13 protein-coding genes and 1 pseudogene are annotated in these 16,275 nt (G+C 67.4%); 8 read left to right on the forward strand and 6 right to left on the reverse strand.

Annotated elements, in window-relative coordinates:
* Positions 1–108 precede the first annotated feature (108 nt).
* A complete protein-coding gene (locus M2390_RS08655; protein ID WP_259178034.1) occupies positions 109–870 on the forward strand; it encodes a GntR family transcriptional regulator in 762 nt (253 codons plus the stop codon).
* A 112-nt stretch (positions 871–982) separates the two neighbouring features.
* On the opposite strand, the gene M2390_RS08660 is transcribed toward M2390_RS08655, so the two are convergent.
* The 3 genes from M2390_RS08660 to M2390_RS08670 all read right to left on the reverse strand — a co-directional run bounded on the left by M2390_RS08660 (position 983) and on the right by M2390_RS08670 (position 3,532).
* Positions 983–1,870 carry an N-acetylglucosamine kinase gene (locus M2390_RS08660; RefSeq protein WP_259178035.1) on the reverse strand — a complete coding sequence of 296 codons (888 nt, stop codon included), beginning with the start codon at positions 1,868–1,870 and terminating at the stop codon, positions 983–985.
* Positions 1,867–2,883 (reverse strand): SIS domain-containing protein, encoded by a 1,017-nt coding sequence (locus tag M2390_RS08665; protein WP_259178036.1) that lies wholly within the window; start codon positions 2,881–2,883, stop codon positions 1,867–1,869. The genes M2390_RS08660 and M2390_RS08665 overlap by 4 nt, the downstream gene beginning before the upstream one ends.
* Positions 2,884–3,115: 232 nt before the next feature.
* Positions 3,116–3,532 (reverse strand): RidA family protein, encoded by a 417-nt coding sequence (locus tag M2390_RS08670; RefSeq protein ID WP_187977017.1) that lies wholly within the window; start codon positions 3,530–3,532, stop codon positions 3,116–3,118.
* 201 nt (positions 3,533–3,733) lie between these two features.
* On the opposite strand from M2390_RS08670, the gene M2390_RS08675 reads away from it, so the two are divergent.
* The 7 genes from M2390_RS08675 (at position 3,734) to M2390_RS08705 (ending at position 11,965) form a co-directional block, all read left to right on the forward strand.
* On the forward strand, positions 3,734–4,954 hold the full coding sequence (locus tag M2390_RS08675; RefSeq protein ID WP_259178037.1) for an alanine racemase: 1,221 nt from the start codon (positions 3,734–3,736) through the stop codon (positions 4,952–4,954).
* Positions 4,955–4,962: 8 nt separating this feature from the next.
* Complete coding sequence (locus M2390_RS08680) at positions 4,963–6,624, forward strand: amidohydrolase family protein (RefSeq protein WP_259178038.1); 1,662 nt, start codon at positions 4,963–4,965, stop codon at positions 6,622–6,624.
* Positions 6,625–6,800: 176 nt separating this feature from the next.
* Positions 6,801–7,922 (forward strand): ABC transporter substrate-binding protein, encoded by a 1,122-nt coding sequence (locus tag M2390_RS08685; protein ID WP_259178039.1) that lies wholly within the window; start codon positions 6,801–6,803, stop codon positions 7,920–7,922.
* A 4-nt stretch (positions 7,923–7,926) separates the two neighbouring features.
* Complete coding sequence (locus tag M2390_RS08690; RefSeq protein WP_259178040.1) at positions 7,927–8,865, forward strand: ABC transporter permease subunit; 939 nt, start codon at positions 7,927–7,929, stop codon at positions 8,863–8,865.
* Positions 8,862–9,725, forward strand: coding sequence for an ABC transporter permease subunit (locus M2390_RS08695; RefSeq protein ID WP_259178041.1), 864 nt, complete (start codon positions 8,862–8,864; stop codon positions 9,723–9,725). Before M2390_RS08690 ends, M2390_RS08695 begins: the two co-directional genes overlap by 4 nt.
* The gene (locus M2390_RS08700; RefSeq protein ID WP_259178042.1) at positions 9,722–10,933 is read left to right on the forward strand and encodes an ABC transporter ATP-binding protein; all 1,212 of its coding nucleotides are present in this window, start codon (positions 9,722–9,724) and stop codon (positions 10,931–10,933) included. The genes M2390_RS08695 and M2390_RS08700 overlap by 4 nt, the downstream gene beginning before the upstream one ends.
* Positions 10,934–11,551: 618 nt before the next feature.
* Positions 11,552–11,965: a hypothetical protein gene (locus M2390_RS08705; RefSeq protein WP_259178043.1), complete on the forward strand. Its 414-nt coding sequence runs from the start codon at positions 11,552–11,554 to the stop codon at positions 11,963–11,965.
* Between the two features lie 153 nt (positions 11,966–12,118).
* On the opposite strand, the gene M2390_RS08710 is transcribed toward M2390_RS08705, so the two are convergent.
* From M2390_RS08710 to M2390_RS08720, 3 genes and pseudogenes are all read right to left on the reverse strand, one after another.
* The gene (locus tag M2390_RS08710) at positions 12,119–13,270 is read right to left on the reverse strand and encodes an acyl-CoA dehydrogenase family protein (RefSeq protein WP_259178044.1); all 1,152 of its coding nucleotides are present in this window, start codon (positions 13,268–13,270) and stop codon (positions 12,119–12,121) included.
* Positions 13,271–13,326: 56 nt separating this feature from the next.
* Positions 13,327–14,703 (reverse strand): LLM class flavin-dependent oxidoreductase, encoded by a 1,377-nt coding sequence (locus M2390_RS08715; RefSeq protein ID WP_030149350.1) that lies wholly within the window; start codon positions 14,701–14,703, stop codon positions 13,327–13,329.
* 743 nt (positions 14,704–15,446) lie between these two features.
* Positions 15,447–16,274, reverse strand: a pseudogene (locus M2390_RS08720) (DNA-methyltransferase); the annotation flags it as partial.
* Position 16,275 lies beyond the last annotated feature (1 nt).

Raw genomic sequence — 16,275 nt, forward strand, 5'->3', positions numbered from 1 at the left:
ATCTATCTTGTACCATAATGGAAGAACCGCGGTGATATTTTCTTCGAGCCCAGTCGTGTACCGTACGGCGTGGGGGCGAGCCCGCCCCGGCGCGTGAAAGGAACAGCAATGGCGAACCCCGGTGAATTCGAGCCGCCGATCCGCGTGGACTATCCGGATCCGCTGTGGATCCAGGCCGTGCGGTTGATCCGCGATCAGATCAACTCCGGCAGCCTGACCGAGGGCATGCGACTCCCTCCGGAGCGCGAGCTGTGCCAGCAGCTCGGCATCAGCCGCGTGACCCTGCGCAAGGCCCTGACCCAGCTCGTGGATGACGGTGTGCTCGCACCCTCGCACGGACGAGGCTGGTATGTGGGCACCGCGAATCAGGATCGCGACTGGTCCAACGACCTGGAATCCTTCTCGGAAACGGCGAAGCGGATGGGCCTGGAGCCCTCCTCCGAGGTGGTCACCGTCGAGGAGCGTCCGGCCTCACTGGACGAGGCCGAATCCCTCGGCGTCGCCCCCGGCACCCCGCTGTTCCACCTGGACCGGGTGCGACTGCTCGCCGATGTCCCGATCGCGCGCGATGAGACCCTGGTGCCCGCCGCGCTGATGCCGGATATCACCGGCGTGGACTTCGAAACGGCCTCACTGTTCTCCATCCTGGCCGATGCCGGGCTGGCGCCCGAGCGCGCCGAATCCACGATTCAGGCGCGCGCCGCCGACGCCTCACTCGCCGAGAGCCTGCGGATGCAGGAGGGCGAGCCGATCCTGGAAATGCACCAGATCGCCTACGCCGCCGATGACCGAAAGGTCTCCATGTCCCGCATTCGCTACGCGGGCGACCGCTACCGCCTGCGCACCGGCTTCGCCCGCGGCGCACACTAGCCGAACGCGAGCGAGCAGCCGCCAGCCGCTGACCATTGGTCACTGCACTGGTCACACGGGGAGGGGCCCGACGCGGATTGCGTCGGGCCCCTCCCCGTTATGTGAGTACCGCTCAGAGCGCGCGGGCCAGCGCCAACGCCCCGGCCACCGGATCATCCTCCAGCAGATGGAATTCCAGTCCCGGATGCGCGGCCGCCACACGCTCCCGCACTCCCTCGGACAGTCGTGGCTGCCCCAGGATGACGCTGCCCGCGGCCACCACGTGCGCGCCGACGGCGCCGCGGCGCACCAGCTGATCCACCAGACGGGCGAGGTGGGCGGCGGCACCGTCGATCACGCCCGCGGCGAGGCCCGAGCCCGCATCCGCCGCCGCAAAGACGACGGGTGCGTGCGGGGACCAGTTCGCCATCGTGGGCTCGTCGTTGACCGCGCGAGCCAGGCGTTCGGCGTCGGCCACCCCAAAGCTCGCCAGCAGCGCGCCGAGTAGACCGTCGTCGGGAAGGCCGTCATCGTGGGCGAGCAGGGCCGCCCGGGTGGCCTCACGGACGATGCCCGATCCGCCGGCCTCGTCGCCGATCACCCAGCCCCAGCCGCCCGCGCTCACCGCGGTGCCATCGGCGAGCGTGCCCACCCCGATGGCACCGGTTCCGGCGATGAGGCCGATCCCCGCGTCCACCCCGGCGGCGGGAATCAGCAGGGCCGCGTCGTTGACGCAGTGCACGCGGGCGAGGCCGCGGGCGCGCAGGGCATGCTCCAGATCCGCGGCCACCTGCGGATTGTCGAGCCCCTGAGCGCCGACACCGAGCCCCGAAACCTCGGCGGCGGACACCCCGATTCCGCTCAGCACGGCGAGGATCAGCTCGGCCGCGGGCACCGCCGGTTCGGCGTCCCACTCCCCCGAGGACACCACCGTGTTGTGCACCTGGACGCCGTACTCATCCACCGCGCGCAGCGCCGTCTTCGTGCCACCGATGTCCAGGCCGATGCGCAGCGCACTCACGCGCCCACCTGCGAGGGGGCCTTGGTGTCGTCGTTTTCGAACACAAACTCCTCGATCGCGATGCCGCGGTTTTCGGCAACCTCGCGCACCAGCTGCTGCATGACCAGGGCCTCGATCACGCCGCGCTGGGTGTCGCTGAGGGTGGGGATCACGATCGTGGTGACCAGGGGCAGCGGATCGCTGCCCTCATCGGTGATCAGGATGACCGGGTGTCCGGCAGCCGAGAGCATCCGCGCCGCCTTACGCTCACGCGCGGCCCCAAACAGCACATGGACGCCGGCACCCGCGGACTCCATCGCGCCGTGCAGGTACTGCCGCGTACTCATCGCGGTGGAGGGGATGCGCGCAACCTCGCGGAAGAGCAGCGCGCCGGCCTCGGCGGATCCGACCGAGGTTGCCGAGCCCACGAAGTCGGCACTGGGGGCGTTCTCAAAGAGCGCCGCGGCGGCGGTGATGACGGGGGCCAGGTCACGTTCGGCGGCGGCGAAGCGGGCTCCCAGGGTGTCCCAGTCGGCGGCGATGTCGCCTCCGTTCCAGGCTTCGGCGAGCATGCCCAGTGCGCTCACGGTGGCGGTGTAGCCGATCGTGGAGGCGTAGCTATCGTCGATGCTGCCGAGGTCGATGGTGTCGGCGGCCAGCGCACTCAGCGGCGAGGGGATCACGTTGACGATGCCGAATCGGCGCTCGGGCACCACGCTCTCCAGCGCGGCCAGGGTTTCGGTGCTGCGTCCACTCTGCGAGATCGCAAAGACCGGGCTCTCACCCACCACGATTGGTATCGGGCTCTCGCCCGGGTCGAGCCGGGCCGCCTCGATGCCGCGCTTACGCAGGTGCCAGACGGCGGCGGCCGCGGCGGCGTAGCTGGCACCGATGCCCATCAGCACGGGACCGCGTCCCAGCAGGTTTCCGGCCTGGGCGAGACGCTCAAAGTGCGCGCGCAGTCGCGGCACCAGCGCCGTGAGCTCCTGGGCCTGGTCCGCGGTGGCGGCGGCGAACGTAATGTAACCGTCCACGGTGCTCCTTTTCTGTGGCGCTTCGCCGCGGGGGCGAAGACTCAAAACGATGACGGAATCCCGCCCTAAGACAATCTAGTACCTAACCATACCTCCTAATACCTCTTGGGTACAGGGTGTTCCGCTGCGACCACAAACAAAACGGGGCCGGATGTCGCGAGTGCAACATCCGGCCCCGAGGTTTGGGGTGCCGATCCCGGTCGGGCTCGGCGGTTCCGTATTCGGCCCCGTGCTAGACGGCGGGTGCGTCGGTCAGTGCGATGGCGTCGATCTCCACCAGCATCTCCTCACGCGGCAGCCCGGTGAACACGGTGGTGCGCGCGGGCAGGACGCCCGAGGTCACGCGAGCCGAAACGAATTCGCCATAGGCATCGTTCATGATCGAGAAGTCCTCGCGCTTGGTGAGGTAGACCCGCAGCATCATGACGTCATCGAAGGTGGCTCCGGCGGCGGCGAGGATCGCCTCGACGTTCTGCAGGGTGCGGGTGGTCTGCGCGGCGACGTCGCCGGGGAACAGGTACTCATTGGTCTCGGGGTGAACCGGACCCTGGCCAGACACCTGCACAAACGGCCCCTTCCGCACGCCCTGCGAGAAGGTGTGCGCCGGTGCGGGCGCGTTGGTGGTGGAGATGGCGATACGTTGTGACATGGGGTCCTTTCGGGACGGCAACCTGTTGACGGTGTCTGGTCCCCGATGCTAGAACGTACCTAGCGGCGGATGCAACCAGTTGGGCATCCGGCACGATGCGGGCGAGGACGCCCCCACGACTAGTCAGGGGTTTTGATGTTGGGCACGACCGACTCGGCAACGAGTCCGAATTTTTCAGGCCCACTCAAGGCTTTTCCCCCGGTGCCTGGCGGGATCACCCCCGGCGATGTGCGGACTCGACGGCCCGCGCTGAGCGACCTCACCACCCCCCTGGTGACCGTGGACGAGTCGGCGATCGCCCACAACATCGACACCATGCGCACCTGGTGTGAGCGTGCCGGGGTGGGCCTCGCGCCGCACGGCAAGACCACCATGAACCGGGTTCTTTGGCAGCGGCAGCTCGACGCCGGTGCCTGGGGCATCACCGTGGCCACCCCCTGGCAGCTGAGCGTTGCGCTGGGTTGGCGGATCCCCCGGATCATGCTGGCGAACGCACTCGTCCAGCCCGCCTATCTGCGCCTGATATCCGCCGCGCTGCGCGATACCGACACCCGGATTGTGGTGTGGGCCGATTCGCTGCGCGCGGTGGAGATCATGGATGCGACGCTGCGCGAAGCAGCCGGGACCGTGCGCCCGCTTGAGGTCCTGGTGGAGCTCGGCCAGCACGGCGGGCGCACCGGTACCCGCACACACGAGGAGGCGATCGTGATCGCCGCCGCGATCAGTGCCTCTCCGGTCCTCGCCCTGGCCGGTGTTGCCGGCTACGAGGGCGCGCTGGCCCATCATGGCGACGAGGCTTCGCTGGCGATTATCCGGGGCTACCTCAACCGGCTCGCGGATCTCGACGATGCCCTGCGCGACTCCTACGATCCGCGGATCGAATCCGCCATCGTGACCGCCGGCGGCAGCGCCTACTTCGATGTGGTGGCCGAGGTCCTGTCCCCGCGTCACGCCCCGGCTAAGGGCCGCGAGGTACTTATGCGTTCCGGGGCATATATTTCTCACGATGACGGTTTCTACCGCGGAATCACGCCGCTCGGACGGTCCGGTGCGGAGAATTTCCGCTCGGCCATTCACGGCTGGTCCACCGTGGTCTCGCGTCCCGAGCCCGGGATCGCCCTGCTCGACGGCGGCAAGCGCGACCTCCCCTTCGACGAGGGTCTGCCCGAGGTTCAGGGGGTGCGCCGATTCGGCCAGGAAACCCTGGATGAGTTGCCCGGCGCGAGCGTCACCGCGATGAATGATCAGCACACCTTCCTCGCCCTCCCCGAGGACAGCACGCTCCGCGTGGGCGACGTCGTCCGCCTGGGCCTGTCCCACCCCTGCACCACCTTCGATAAGTGGAGGGCGCTGATCGTGATCGATGATGTGCGCGCCGAACGCCCACTGGCGACCGACGTGCTGTACACCGAGTTCGGCTAGGCGCGACGATGCAGACCATCCTGCTGCGCCACGGCCGCATCATCGACGGCACCGGGGCTCCGAGCCGGCCCGGCGACGTGCTGATCATCGAGGGCAGGATCGCCGCGCTGGGCGAGTGGATCACGATCCCGCCCGGACCCCACCTGGAAATCGACGTGGCCGGGCAGGCGATCGCGCCCGGGTTTATCGACATGCACGCGCACTCGGATCTCGCGGTCCTGCACGATCACGATCACCTGGCCAAGGTCTCCCAGGGCATCACCACCGAGGTGCTCGGGCAGGACGGGCTCTCCTACGCGCCCACGACCGACGCGACCATGGCGATCCTGCTCCGACAGATCGGCGGCTGGAACGGCGAGCCCGCGGGCATCAATTTCGACTGGCGCAGCGTCGGCGAATACCTGGACCTCATCGACCGCGGGGCGGCGCTCAACGTGGCGTATCTGGTGCCGCAGGGCAATCTCCGGATGGCGGTCATCGGGACCGAGGACCGGCCCGCGAACCCGTCCGATATCGCCGCGATGCGGGACCTGGTGGAGGCCGGGTTACGTCAGGGGGCATTTGGAATGTCCTCGGGACTGACCTATGTCCCCGGGATGTTCGCCGACACGGATGAGCTGGTTGAGCTCTGTCGGGTGGTCGCCGAGCATGGCGGCATCTATGCGCCGCACCAGCGTTCCTACGGCCTGGGCGCGCTTGAGGCCTATGCGGAGATGGTGGAGGTGGCCCGGCGCTCGGGCGTCGCCCTGCACCTGACCCACGCGACGATGAACTTCGGGGTGAACGCCGGGCGCGCACACGAGCTGGTGGCGCTGATCGACGCGGCCGCCGCCGACGGGGTGCGCATCTCGTTTGACACCTACCCCTACCTACCGGGATCCACGACGCTTTCGGCGCTGCTTCCCGGCTGGGCCGCGGCGGGTGGTCCCGATCAGACCCTGGCCCGGCTGCGTGATCCCGAGACGCGGGAGCAGATCCGACACGAGCTAGAGGTCACCGGATCCGATGGCTGTCACGGCGTGGTGACCGACTGGTCCACGATCGAGATCGCCGGCGTGGCCAACCCCGCGCTCACCGGCATCGTCGGCTCGACCATCCAGCGGCTGGCGGAGAGTGTACGCGGGGGAACCCGCTCGCTGGTGTCGCCGGAGATCGCCGCCGAGTGGCCCACCGATGATCCCACCGGAATCTTCTTCGCGCTCCTGCAGCAGGACGAGTTGGCCACCAGCATTCTGCAGCACGTGGGCGATGAGGCCAACGTACGCACGATGATGAACCACCCGCTACACACCGGCGGGAGCGACGGCATCCTGATCGGCGACAAGCCGCACCCGCGCGGCTGGGGTACCTTCCCCCGCTTCCTCGGCCACTATGTCCGCGACGAGGGTGTGCTGAGCCTCGAGGATGCGGTCGCGCACTTCACCTCGCGTCCGGCCGCGGTCCTCGGCCTGAATGACCGCGGTGTCCTGCGTGAGGGCGCGGTGGCCGACCTGGTGGTCTTCGATCCCGACACCATCGCCGACCGGGCCACCTTTGCCGAGCCCCGGCAGCAGGCCGCCGGAATCTCCTGGGTGTTTGTGGCCGGGGTCCCGGTCATCGCCGAGGGCGAGCGCACCGAGGCACTGCCCGGACGAGCGCTGCGCGGCCCGGCTTGGGACGGCATCCGCTAGCCACGAACCGGTGCCATGATCGGCGTAACACGGGCAAGAAATCGCTCGTGTTACGCACCGTGTCATCGCGCTTTGCGGTGTCCCCCAAACGGGCGGGAAGATGACGATGAGAGATTCCCTTCCCTCATTTCCGGCGATCCCCACGCCCCACTCCTTTTCCCCCGGAGGAAACACCCATGTCTCGTTCGATTCGTTTGGTGAGCGCGATTGCGCTGCTCACCGTTGCCGGCCTCGGTCTCGCCGGTTGCTCGGCCAGCGCATCCTCATCCGATAATGCGGCGAGCGCCAAGGCTTCCAAGGCCGAGAGCCTCAAGGACTTCGGCACCCTCGATGAGCTGGCAGCCGCCGCCAAGGCCGAGGGCAAGCTCAACGTCATCGCGCTGCCTCGTGACTGGGCCAACTACGGCAACATCATCGACGCGTTCAGCAAGAAGTACGGCATCAAGGTCAACGAGCTGCAGCCCAACGGGTCCAGCGCCGATGAGATCGCCGCCGCCAAGAACAATAAGGGCCTCGACACCGCCCCCGACGTGTTCAACATCGGTGACACCATCGCCAACAGCAGCGAGAAGTACCTCGCCGTGTACCGCAACCAGGCGTGGGACGAGGTGGACCCGAGCCTCAAGGATGCCGACGGTCACTTCATCGCCGGCGAGGGTGGATTCCTCTCGATCGGGTATGACTCGGCCAAGGTTCCCGAGCCCAAGACCTTCAACGATCTGCTGGGATCCGACTATAAGGGCCTCGCCATCTCCGGCGACCCGACCAAGAACGCTCCTGGTCTTGCGGCCGTCGGCCTGGCCACCCTGCAGGAGGGTGGCACCCTGGACAACTTCCAGCCCGGGATCGACTTCTTTGGCAAGCTCAACAAGGCGGGCAACCTGATCAGCGTGCAGCCGAGCTCGGCGACCGTGGTGTCCGGCGAGACCAAGCTGATCATCTCCTACGACTACTCCAACGTGGCCTACGGCCGTGACCTGCCCACCTGGAAGGTCACCATCCCCGAGGGCACCGGCTACGGCAGCTTCCTCTACCAGGCCATCAACAAGGACGCCCCGCACCCCGCGGCCGCGCGCCTCTGGCAGGAGTTCCTGTACCAGGCTGATCAGCAGAACCAGTGGATCAAGAGCGGCGCCCGCAGCCCGATCGAGGTCGCCCTGGTCAAGGCCGGCACCGTGGACAAGGCGGCCCTTGCGGGTCTGCCCGCCGCCCCGGCCAAGTATGTGATCCCGACCATCGAGCAGTCCAAGAAGGCTGGCGAGCTGGTTGCGACCAACTGGGCACCCGCGGTCGGCTAAGTCCGTGACCTCACTTGTTACCCCGCCGGGTACCGGATCCTCCGGTACCCGGCGTTCGGGCTCCCGGGCGGCGGCGCGGCCCCGCCCTCGCATCGCCCTGGCGGCCGGCCGCGGTGTGGGCCTGCTGCCCTTTACCGTCTATGTGCTGCTGTTCCTGGCGATCCCCACGGTCATCGCCCTGGTCAGCGGCTTCCAGGATGGCGACGGCAACCTCACCCTCGACAACCTCTCGGCCCTGACCGATCCCACCATCCTGCGCACGATCGGCAGCTCGCTGTGGCTGGCCGCGCTGACCTCCCTGCTCGGCGCGATCATCGGTGCCCTGGTGTGCTTCGCGATGATGGGCCTGGACGAAAACCGGCTGCTCTCGCGCATCGTGACCTCCATTTCCAGCGTCCTCGCCCAGTTCGGCGGTGTGATGCTGGCCTTCGCGTTTATCGCGACGATCGGTATCCAGGGTGCGATCACCGTGTTCCTGCGCGGTGAGCTGGGCATCGACATCTACAAGAACGGCGTCTGGCTGTACGAGCTGCCCGGGCTGATCCTGCCCTACCTCTACTTCCAGGTTCCGCTGATGGTGATCGTGTTCCTCCCCGCGATGAAAACCCTGAAGGTGCAGTGGGCCGAGGCGAACCTGACCCTCGGCGGCACCCGGCTGACCTTCTGGACCCGGATCGGTTTCCCGCTGCTGCTGCCCTCGTTTGTCGGAAGCTTCCTGCTGCTGTTCACCAACGGGCTCTCGGCCTATTCAACCGCGGCCGCGCTGATCAACCAGGCCTCCCCGATCGTGCCGCTCCAGATCCGGCTCGCGCTCAGCAGCGAAACCGTGCTGGGCCGGGAGAACGTCGCCGGGGTACTGGCCCTGGCGATGATGGTCATTATGTCCGTGGCAATGGCGCTGTATGCGCTGGTGCAAAAGCGGGCGGCGAGGTGGCGAGTATGAGTGCGAAGGTCCGTAATCCGCTGGCCCCCGCCCGAGCCACCCGGATCATCATTCTGGCCGTGATCGGGGCACTGTTTGCGGTGCCAATCGCCTCGATGGTGGAGTTCACGCTGCGTGATCCCAAGACCGGCGGTCACACGCTGGACAACTGGGCGGGCCTGTTCGCCCCGGACGCCGCGAGCACCTATGAGGTGGTTTGGACGGGGATCGGGAACTCGCTGCTACTCTCTGCCTTCGCGGTTGCGGTGGTGCTGCTGATCCTGGTGCCCACGATGGTCTATGTCGAGGTCGAATTCCCCCGGCTGTCACGGGTATTGGAGTTTATCTGCCTGATCCCGCTCTCGCTGCCGGCGATCGTGCTGGTGGTGGGCTACGTGCCCGTGTACCAGTTCATCGGCCGAATTGTGGGGACGGATGTGTGGTCCCTGGGCTTTGCCTACGGGATCATCGTGCTGCCGTTTGCGCACCGGGCGATCAAGTCGAACCTCGACGCGATCGGCATCCGGGTGCTCAGCGAGGCCGGACGCACCCTCGGGGATTCCTGGTTCGGATTCCTCCGGCGCGTGGCCGTGCCGAACCTGCGCGGCGGGATTTCGGCGGCGGTGCTGATCACCGTGGCCGTGGTCTTTGGTGAGTTCACCCTCGCCTCGCTGCTGAACCGCACCAACCTGCAGACCGCGCTGAACATCATCAACTGGCAGAACCCGTTTGTGTCGGTGGCGATCTCACTGGTTTCGCTGATCGCGGTGTTCCTCCTGCTCCTGGCCGTCAGCGGCCTGGGCCGCGTGGGTGTGCGCCGGGCACGCCGAACCGCCACCCCGAAATCCGTTTCCCCCACTCCCCTGCGAGGCACCCGATGACCACTTCCTCCCCCGTTCTGCCCGGCATCGTGGGCACCCCGGTGTCCTTCGAGGCGGTGTCGCTGAAGTTTGGCAGCACCCTGGCACTGGATGAGTTTTCGCTGGATATCGCGCCCGGTGAGTTTGTCGCGCTGCTCGGACCCTCGGGCTCGGGCAAGACGACGGCGCTGCGGGCGCTGGCGGGCCTGGAGGCCGCGTCCTCGGGTCGCATCCTGGTCGATGACGGGGATATCACCGGCGTCCCCACCAATAAGCGGGACCTGGGCATGGTGTTCCAGTCGTACTCGCTGTTCCCGCACCTGACCGCGCTGGAGAACACCGAGTATGGGCTGCGGAATCGGCGCCAGCCGAAGGCCGCACGGCGCACGGCGGCACAGGCGGGGCTTGATCTGGTGGGCCTCGGCGACCTGGCCGACCGCTACCCGCATGAGCTCAGCGGTGGACAGCAGCAGCGCGTGGCCCTCGCCCGCGCGCTGGTCACGCGGCCGAAGGTGCTGCTACTGGATGAGTCGCTGTCGGCGCTGGATGCGAAGGTGCGTGTGCAGCTGCGCGAGGAGATCCGCCAGCTCCAGCTGCGCCTGGGCATCACCACGATCTTTGTGACCCACGACCAGGAGGAGGCGCTCTCGATCGCCGACCGGGTCGCGGTCATGAAGGACGGCCGGATCGAGCAGGTCGGCACCCCCGAGGACCTCTACCTCCGCCCCGCCAGCGCCTTCGTGGCCGAGTTCGTGGGCGTCACCAACCGCATCCCCGCCGAGAACCTGGGCGACGGCACCGTGCGCGTCCTGGGCAGCGTGCTGCCGGTGGCTGAGGTGCCGGCGGGACAGGTTGCAGAAGTTTCGGCGGGCCATGTGCCGGCGGCGGATACATCCGCGGGCGGGCACGTCGCATACGTGCGCCCGGAGAATCTGCGGCTGGTGGAGGCAAGCCTGGGTGGTGCTGATGTCGGTGCGGGTACCAGTGGTGCCAATGCTGCGGCCCACGTCTCAGGTCCAGTCGCGGCCTCGGCTGCCGGTGCCGGTGCCGGTTCCGGTGTCACCGCAACCGTGGTCGAATCCTCATTCCTCGGCTCCTTCCGGCACACCCTCGTCACCCTCCCGGACGGCTCACTCCTGCGCATCCAGCACGCCGCCACCGAGGCCCTGGCCATCGGCACCGAAGTGCGCGTGCAGGCGGTGGCGGTCACCCGAGTGGTCGCGGCGTAGGAGTCTTCGCGGGCCCGAAATTACCGCTGTCAGCGCGTCTCACTGCTGCGGAAACTTCTCATCCAGTTCCGCGTAGGCCTCCACCTCGGTGAGTTCACCCGTCAAGATTCTCCGTGCACGTCCCAGCGCATCCGCATCGGGGAAATGTCAGCCGATCTGTTGGATTTTTTTGAGCGCGATCATGTCGTTCTCGATTTGTGAATCCGATCGCACCGTCCGTTGCACGTGAGACATGCTGGCTCCGTCCAATAATGCGATGACTCTACGCTTGCGAATTTGAGAAAGCACGGGAGCGATAAACCATAGGCTCAATCGCGCGGGGCTCGACCCGGACATGCCGGACGTGATCCTTGCGCTGGACGGTAGGCAATTCAACTCGATCTGGCCGAGGTCCGCGTAGCGCAGGCGCACCGGGGCCTGCAAGGTGCAGTTGCCGCATTACGGCATGCGTCTTCAGCAAATTGATTGTGATTCAGGATAACGCCCGCGTCGACGTAGTGTTCAGCACACATTGGTCATGCCGGGCTCTGGGTGGTTCATCAGGTCAGCCGCTCCCTGCGTGCTGCCCCGCGGTTCCGTTTCCCCGTAGTCCAGCCATGCCCCAGAAAAGGAGTAAACATGAGTCAGAAACCGAGCCGACACACGGTCACCACGGGCCTCACCCTGCTCTTACCCGTCCTCGGGATCGTGAGTATCGCCATAATCCTTTACCGGCTGAGTGACAATACGGGCACCACCGTTGTGGCCGTGGGGCCATCTATCGTTATCCCGCTCCTCGCCGTTGTCTCGCTGCTCGCCGTGGTCGGTCCCGTCATCCTGACTATCGTGGACAAGCAAGAACGGCTCCTGCTGATTGCCGCAGGGATATTCGCTATGGCCGGTTTAGCAAACGCAGCACTGACCTCGTCACTGTTGGGCGGGACCACCCATTTCCCCTTCTCCGTTGCGGGAATAGTCGTCGGCCTGCTCCTCTGCTTTAATCGCTTACTCCTCGCAGCCGAGCGAGGGCGCTTCCGGCCCGCAACTAACTGATCTTGATGCGCGTGCTGCTCAGAAACTAAAAACCCACCCGGCTGGCACCGGGTGGGTTCGAATGTTGTTCTCAACGCTAGGCCACTGCGCCGCAGCCCGCAACGAAAAGGCCCCGACCCGGACATGCCGGACGGGGCCCTCGCGCGGGGAGACCTAGCGGTTCAGCTCGATCTGGCCGAGGTCCGCATAGCGCAGGCGCACCGGGTCGTGCAGGGTGTGGGTGCGGGCGTTGCGCCAGAAGCGGTCGGCGCGGAGCGAGCGGTCGGCGGTGCGGGCACCGGTCCAGGAGAACAGCTCCGTAGCGACTCGGTTGGAGACGTCGGCGGAGAGCGCCTTGGTCGCCAGTAGGCCCTCGCGCACCTCGGTGAGCAGGGATTCCGGGGCGTCGGGGGTGGCCTCGGCCCGGTCGATCACCGCGGCGGTTTCGCGCAGCAGCGCGGCCACGGCGCGCACGGCGGCCGACTCCTTCCCCACCTGGAAGCGCAGGATCGGATCCTCCACGAGGCTCGCGTACTGCGCCAGCTCGAAGGGCACGCGGTTGCTCGCGCGCACCGAGGCCACGCCGTAGCGCAGCGCTCCCTCGGCAATGCCCACGTCGATCGCCGCGTGCGCCAGGCGTCCCGCCTCGGCCCAGGCGGTCGGCCGGGTCGCCGGGCTCCAGGCGAACACAAAGTCGGCGGGCACGGCCACCTCGCTCAGGCGCAGGGTGCCGCTGCCGCTGCCGCGCTGGCCCATACCGCTCCAGTCGTCGATTATTTCCAGGCCCGGGGCGTCGGTCGGGATGAAGGACATGATGACGCTGCCCTCGCCGTCCACCGCCATCACGGTGATCCAGGCGGCGCCCAGCGAACCGGTCGCGTAGAACTTCTGGCCCGATGCCAGGTAGGAGCCGTCCTCCTGACGGGTGAACACGGTTGAGAAGTCGGCCGCGTGACGGCCCCCGCGCTCGGCCGCGGCGTTGGCGATCCGCTTGCCCGCGCGAATGTCGGCGTAGAGACGCTCGCGCGCCTCATCCGAGCCGAGCATCACCACGGCGTCGGTGAACCCATAGTGCGGCTGGAGGAGCTGGGCAATGCCCGGATCCGCCTGCGCCAGGATCCGGAACACCTCGGTGATCTCGACCTGGCTGGCACCCGGACCGCCGAGCGCCGCGGGAATACGCAGCGCGAGCAGGCCGGAGTTCTCCAGGATCTCGCGGGCCGCGGCGTACTCGCCCGACTCGTCGCCATCCAGCGCGATGTTCGCGAGCGCATCCCGGGTGGCCTCGGCCAGCGCGATGAACTCGGGGTTGATGGTGTGAGACATGACACATCCTTTACTGCGAGGGGCCGCCGCGGCGAACCCGAAAATGGGTGGGGCGACTAGATCGAAACCTGGTGCGCGGGGTGGGTCGCGGGCAGACGCGGCGATCCGAAAACGCGCTCGCGCAGACCCGAGGTACCGTAGCTCTCACGGGCCAGACCGCGCTCACGCAGGCGGGGCAGAATGTGCTCGATGAAGTCGTCGAAGGTCTCCGGCTGCACGATCGGCTGCACGTTGAACCCGTCGATTCGGCCCTCGGTGGCGCGACGCTCGATCTCGTCCACGACCTCCTCGGGGGTACCCACGATGGGCTGCACGTAGGATCCCAGGGTCCCGAAGTGCTGCTTCAGTTGACCGACGGTGCGGGCATTGCCACCCTCCACCGAGAAGCGCTTGGCCTGGGTCTGAACGTGATCGGTGTCGCCCTTTTCGAAGACGGTGTCCTCGTCATAGTGGTCGAGATCCCGGCCACTCACGCCGCACCAGTGCGCCAGCGCGCCCTCACGGGAGAGATAGTTCTGATATTCCTCCAGGCGCGCCTGCGCCTGCTCATGGGTCTTGCCAACCACGACCTGCAGGCCACCCAGGAGACGCACGTCCTCGGGGTTACGACCCGCAGCCACGGCGGCGGCCTCGATGTTTTCGCGGGCCTTCAGCTGCCCGGCCACCTCGTTCGTTCCGAGGAACACCACCTCGGCGTGCTTGCCGGCGAACTGCACACCCCGGCCCGAGGTGCCCGCCTGGAATAGCAGCGGGGTGCGCTGAGCGCTCGGCTCGACCAGGTGCGGACCGGCCACCGACCAGGTACGCCCCACGTGGTTGATCGCATGGATGCGGTCAGCCTCGGCGTACACGCTGCGCTGGATGTCCGCGACAACCGCGTCCTCATCCCAGCTCTTCTCCCACAGCTTGTAGGAGATCTCCAGGAACTCCTCGGCGCGGTCGTAGCGATCATCGTGGCTCCACTGCTCGGTCAGCCCGAAGTTGCGGGCGGCCGAGGGCAGGTAGGAGGTCACGATGTTCCAGCCGACCCGCCCACCGGTCAGATGATCCAGGCTCGACCAGCGCCGCGCGTTAGCAAACGGGTGTTCGTAACTCGTGGAGGCGGTGACCACAAAGCCGAGGTTTTCGGTGACCGCGGCCATCGCCGGGATCAGGGTCAGCGGATCGTGGGCGGGGAACTCCACCGCGTTCTCGATCGCCGGGGCGGAGGACCCGCGGTAGGTGTCGTAGAGGCCGAGCACGTCGGCGAAGAACACCGCATCAAAGCGGGCGTCCTCGTATCGGCGGGCACGGTCCAGCCAGTGCTTGAGGCTGCCAAATCCCAGGCGATCATCGCGGGGGTGGGCCCACATGCCCTGCTGCACATTACCAACGGTGTTGCCTTCAAAGGCGTTCAGAATCAGGGGACGCCGGGGGGCGGGGGGACGACTCATCGGGGGAATCCTTGGTGCTCAGGAGGTGGCGCACCGAGTCGCGCGCCGGCCTGCGGCGCACCGGAAACGTCACCGTTGGGGATGCGATGGCGGTCCAAAATTGGGGGGATCTGCGGACCACCACACGCATCACATTCTGGCCCAGCATCCGCGCCACACCGCAGTTGTGTGACGAAGCATGACGGCCACCCCCGCGCGGGGGCTTGTCAGGGAGCGAACTAGTCGGCGAGCGCGCTCTCCGGCAGGGGAACCACCCGACGCAGACCCGGCCCAGGAACGGGCCGCGGGCGCGGGGCGACCTGGGTTTCCGGAGCCTCGACGGAGACGGATTGGGTGACGGCGATGACGGCCGTCTCGGCGGCGGCACGGTTGGCGGCGGCCGGCTCGGCAATGATCGGTGCCTCCGATTCGACCGGGGTTTCCGGCGCGGTGACCCGAGTACGAGCAGCGCGCGGCTTCGTGACCGTCGCAGCCTTAGCCGCGGTCTTAGTCGAACCCTTTGCCGGAGCCTTGGCTGCGACCGTCGTCGACGCGTCCGAGCCCTTCGCCTCCGGAGCAGCCTTCGCCGCGGTCTTCGACTTTGCCGCCGCCGAGGATGCCTTGACGGTTGTGCTCTTCGCGGCGGTCTTCGCCCGCGGCTTTGCCGGGGCCTTGGGCGTCTTGGGTTTCGCCGCCGCCCGGGTGGCCGGGGTGTCCTCGAGCGGGGGCACCACGGTGTCCTCGGAGTCCGCATCCGGGTCCATCCCGAATCGGCGCCGCATGACCTCGATCGCCTGCGGGTTCTGATCGATCAGCACAAAGTTCCGGCCGAGCTCGCGCGCCGCGGCCCCGGTGGTCCCGCTGCCGGCGAAGAAGTCGAGAATCCAGTCACCCTCGCGGCTGGAGGCCTGGATGATCCGGCGCAGAATCCCCAGCGGCTTCTGAGTGGGATACCCGGTCTTTTCCTTGCCGGTGGGCGACACGATGGTGTGCCACCAGACGTCGGTGGGCAGCTTGCCGCGCGCGGCCTTCTGCGGGGTCACCAGACCCGGTGCCATATAGGGCTCACGGTCCACCGCGGTCGAATCGAAGTGGTACTGGGCGGGATCCTTCACGTAGACCAGGATCGTATCGTGCTTGGTGGGCCACCGACGGGTCGCCTTCGCCCCGTAGTCATAGGCCCAGATCAGCTCGTTGAGGAAGCTGTCGCGTCCAAAGATCGCATCCAGCATGACCTTCGCATAGTGGGCCTCGCGATAGTCCAGGTGCACATACAGCGTGCCCTCGGGCCCGAGCAGTCGCCAGGCCTCCAGCAGTCGCGGTTCGAGGAAGGTCCAGTAGTCGTCAAAGGTGTCATCGTAGGTGCGCAGTTCCCCGCGGATCCGCTGATAGCTCTTGCCCTTAAACCCCACGCTTCCGCTCACCCCGGGCTCGGAGCGCACCGCGGTGGTCACGTGACGCGCCTGGCTGCGCCCGGTGTTAAAGGGCGGATCGATGTAGATAACGGTAAAGGACTCATCGGGCAGTTCGGCGAGCAACTCGAGGTTGTCGCCGTGCCAGATTTCGCTGGACTGCGGGAAATCACGCGCCACG

It is taken from the genome of Mycetocola sp. BIGb0189 (assembly GCF_024810155.1).
Taxonomy (GTDB): domain Bacteria; phylum Actinomycetota; class Actinomycetes; order Actinomycetales; family Microbacteriaceae; genus Mycetocola; species Mycetocola lacteus.

Coding starts and splice junctions, on each gene's coding strand:
- M2390_RS08715 (WP_030149350.1), bottom strand. CDS start 14,703: ATGAGTCGTCCCCCCGCCCCCCGGCGTCCCCTGATTCTGAACGCCTTT.
- M2390_RS08655 (WP_259178034.1), top strand. CDS start 109: ATGGCGAACCCCGGTGAATTCGAGCCGCCGATCCGCGTGGACTATCCG.
- M2390_RS08670 (WP_187977017.1), bottom strand. CDS start 3,532: ATGTCACAACGTATCGCCATCTCCACCACCAACGCGCCCGCACCGGCG.
- M2390_RS08695 (WP_259178041.1), top strand. CDS start 8,862: ATGAGTGCGAAGGTCCGTAATCCGCTGGCCCCCGCCCGAGCCACCCGG.
- M2390_RS08680 (WP_259178038.1), top strand. CDS start 4,963: ATGCAGACCATCCTGCTGCGCCACGGCCGCATCATCGACGGCACCGGG.
- M2390_RS08685 (WP_259178039.1), top strand. CDS start 6,801: ATGTCTCGTTCGATTCGTTTGGTGAGCGCGATTGCGCTGCTCACCGTT.
- M2390_RS08700 (WP_259178042.1), top strand. CDS start 9,722: ATGACCACTTCCTCCCCCGTTCTGCCCGGCATCGTGGGCACCCCGGTG.
- M2390_RS08710 (WP_259178044.1), bottom strand. CDS start 13,270: ATGTCTCACACCATCAACCCCGAGTTCATCGCGCTGGCCGAGGCCACC.
- M2390_RS08705 (WP_259178043.1), top strand. CDS start 11,552: ATGAGTCAGAAACCGAGCCGACACACGGTCACCACGGGCCTCACCCTG.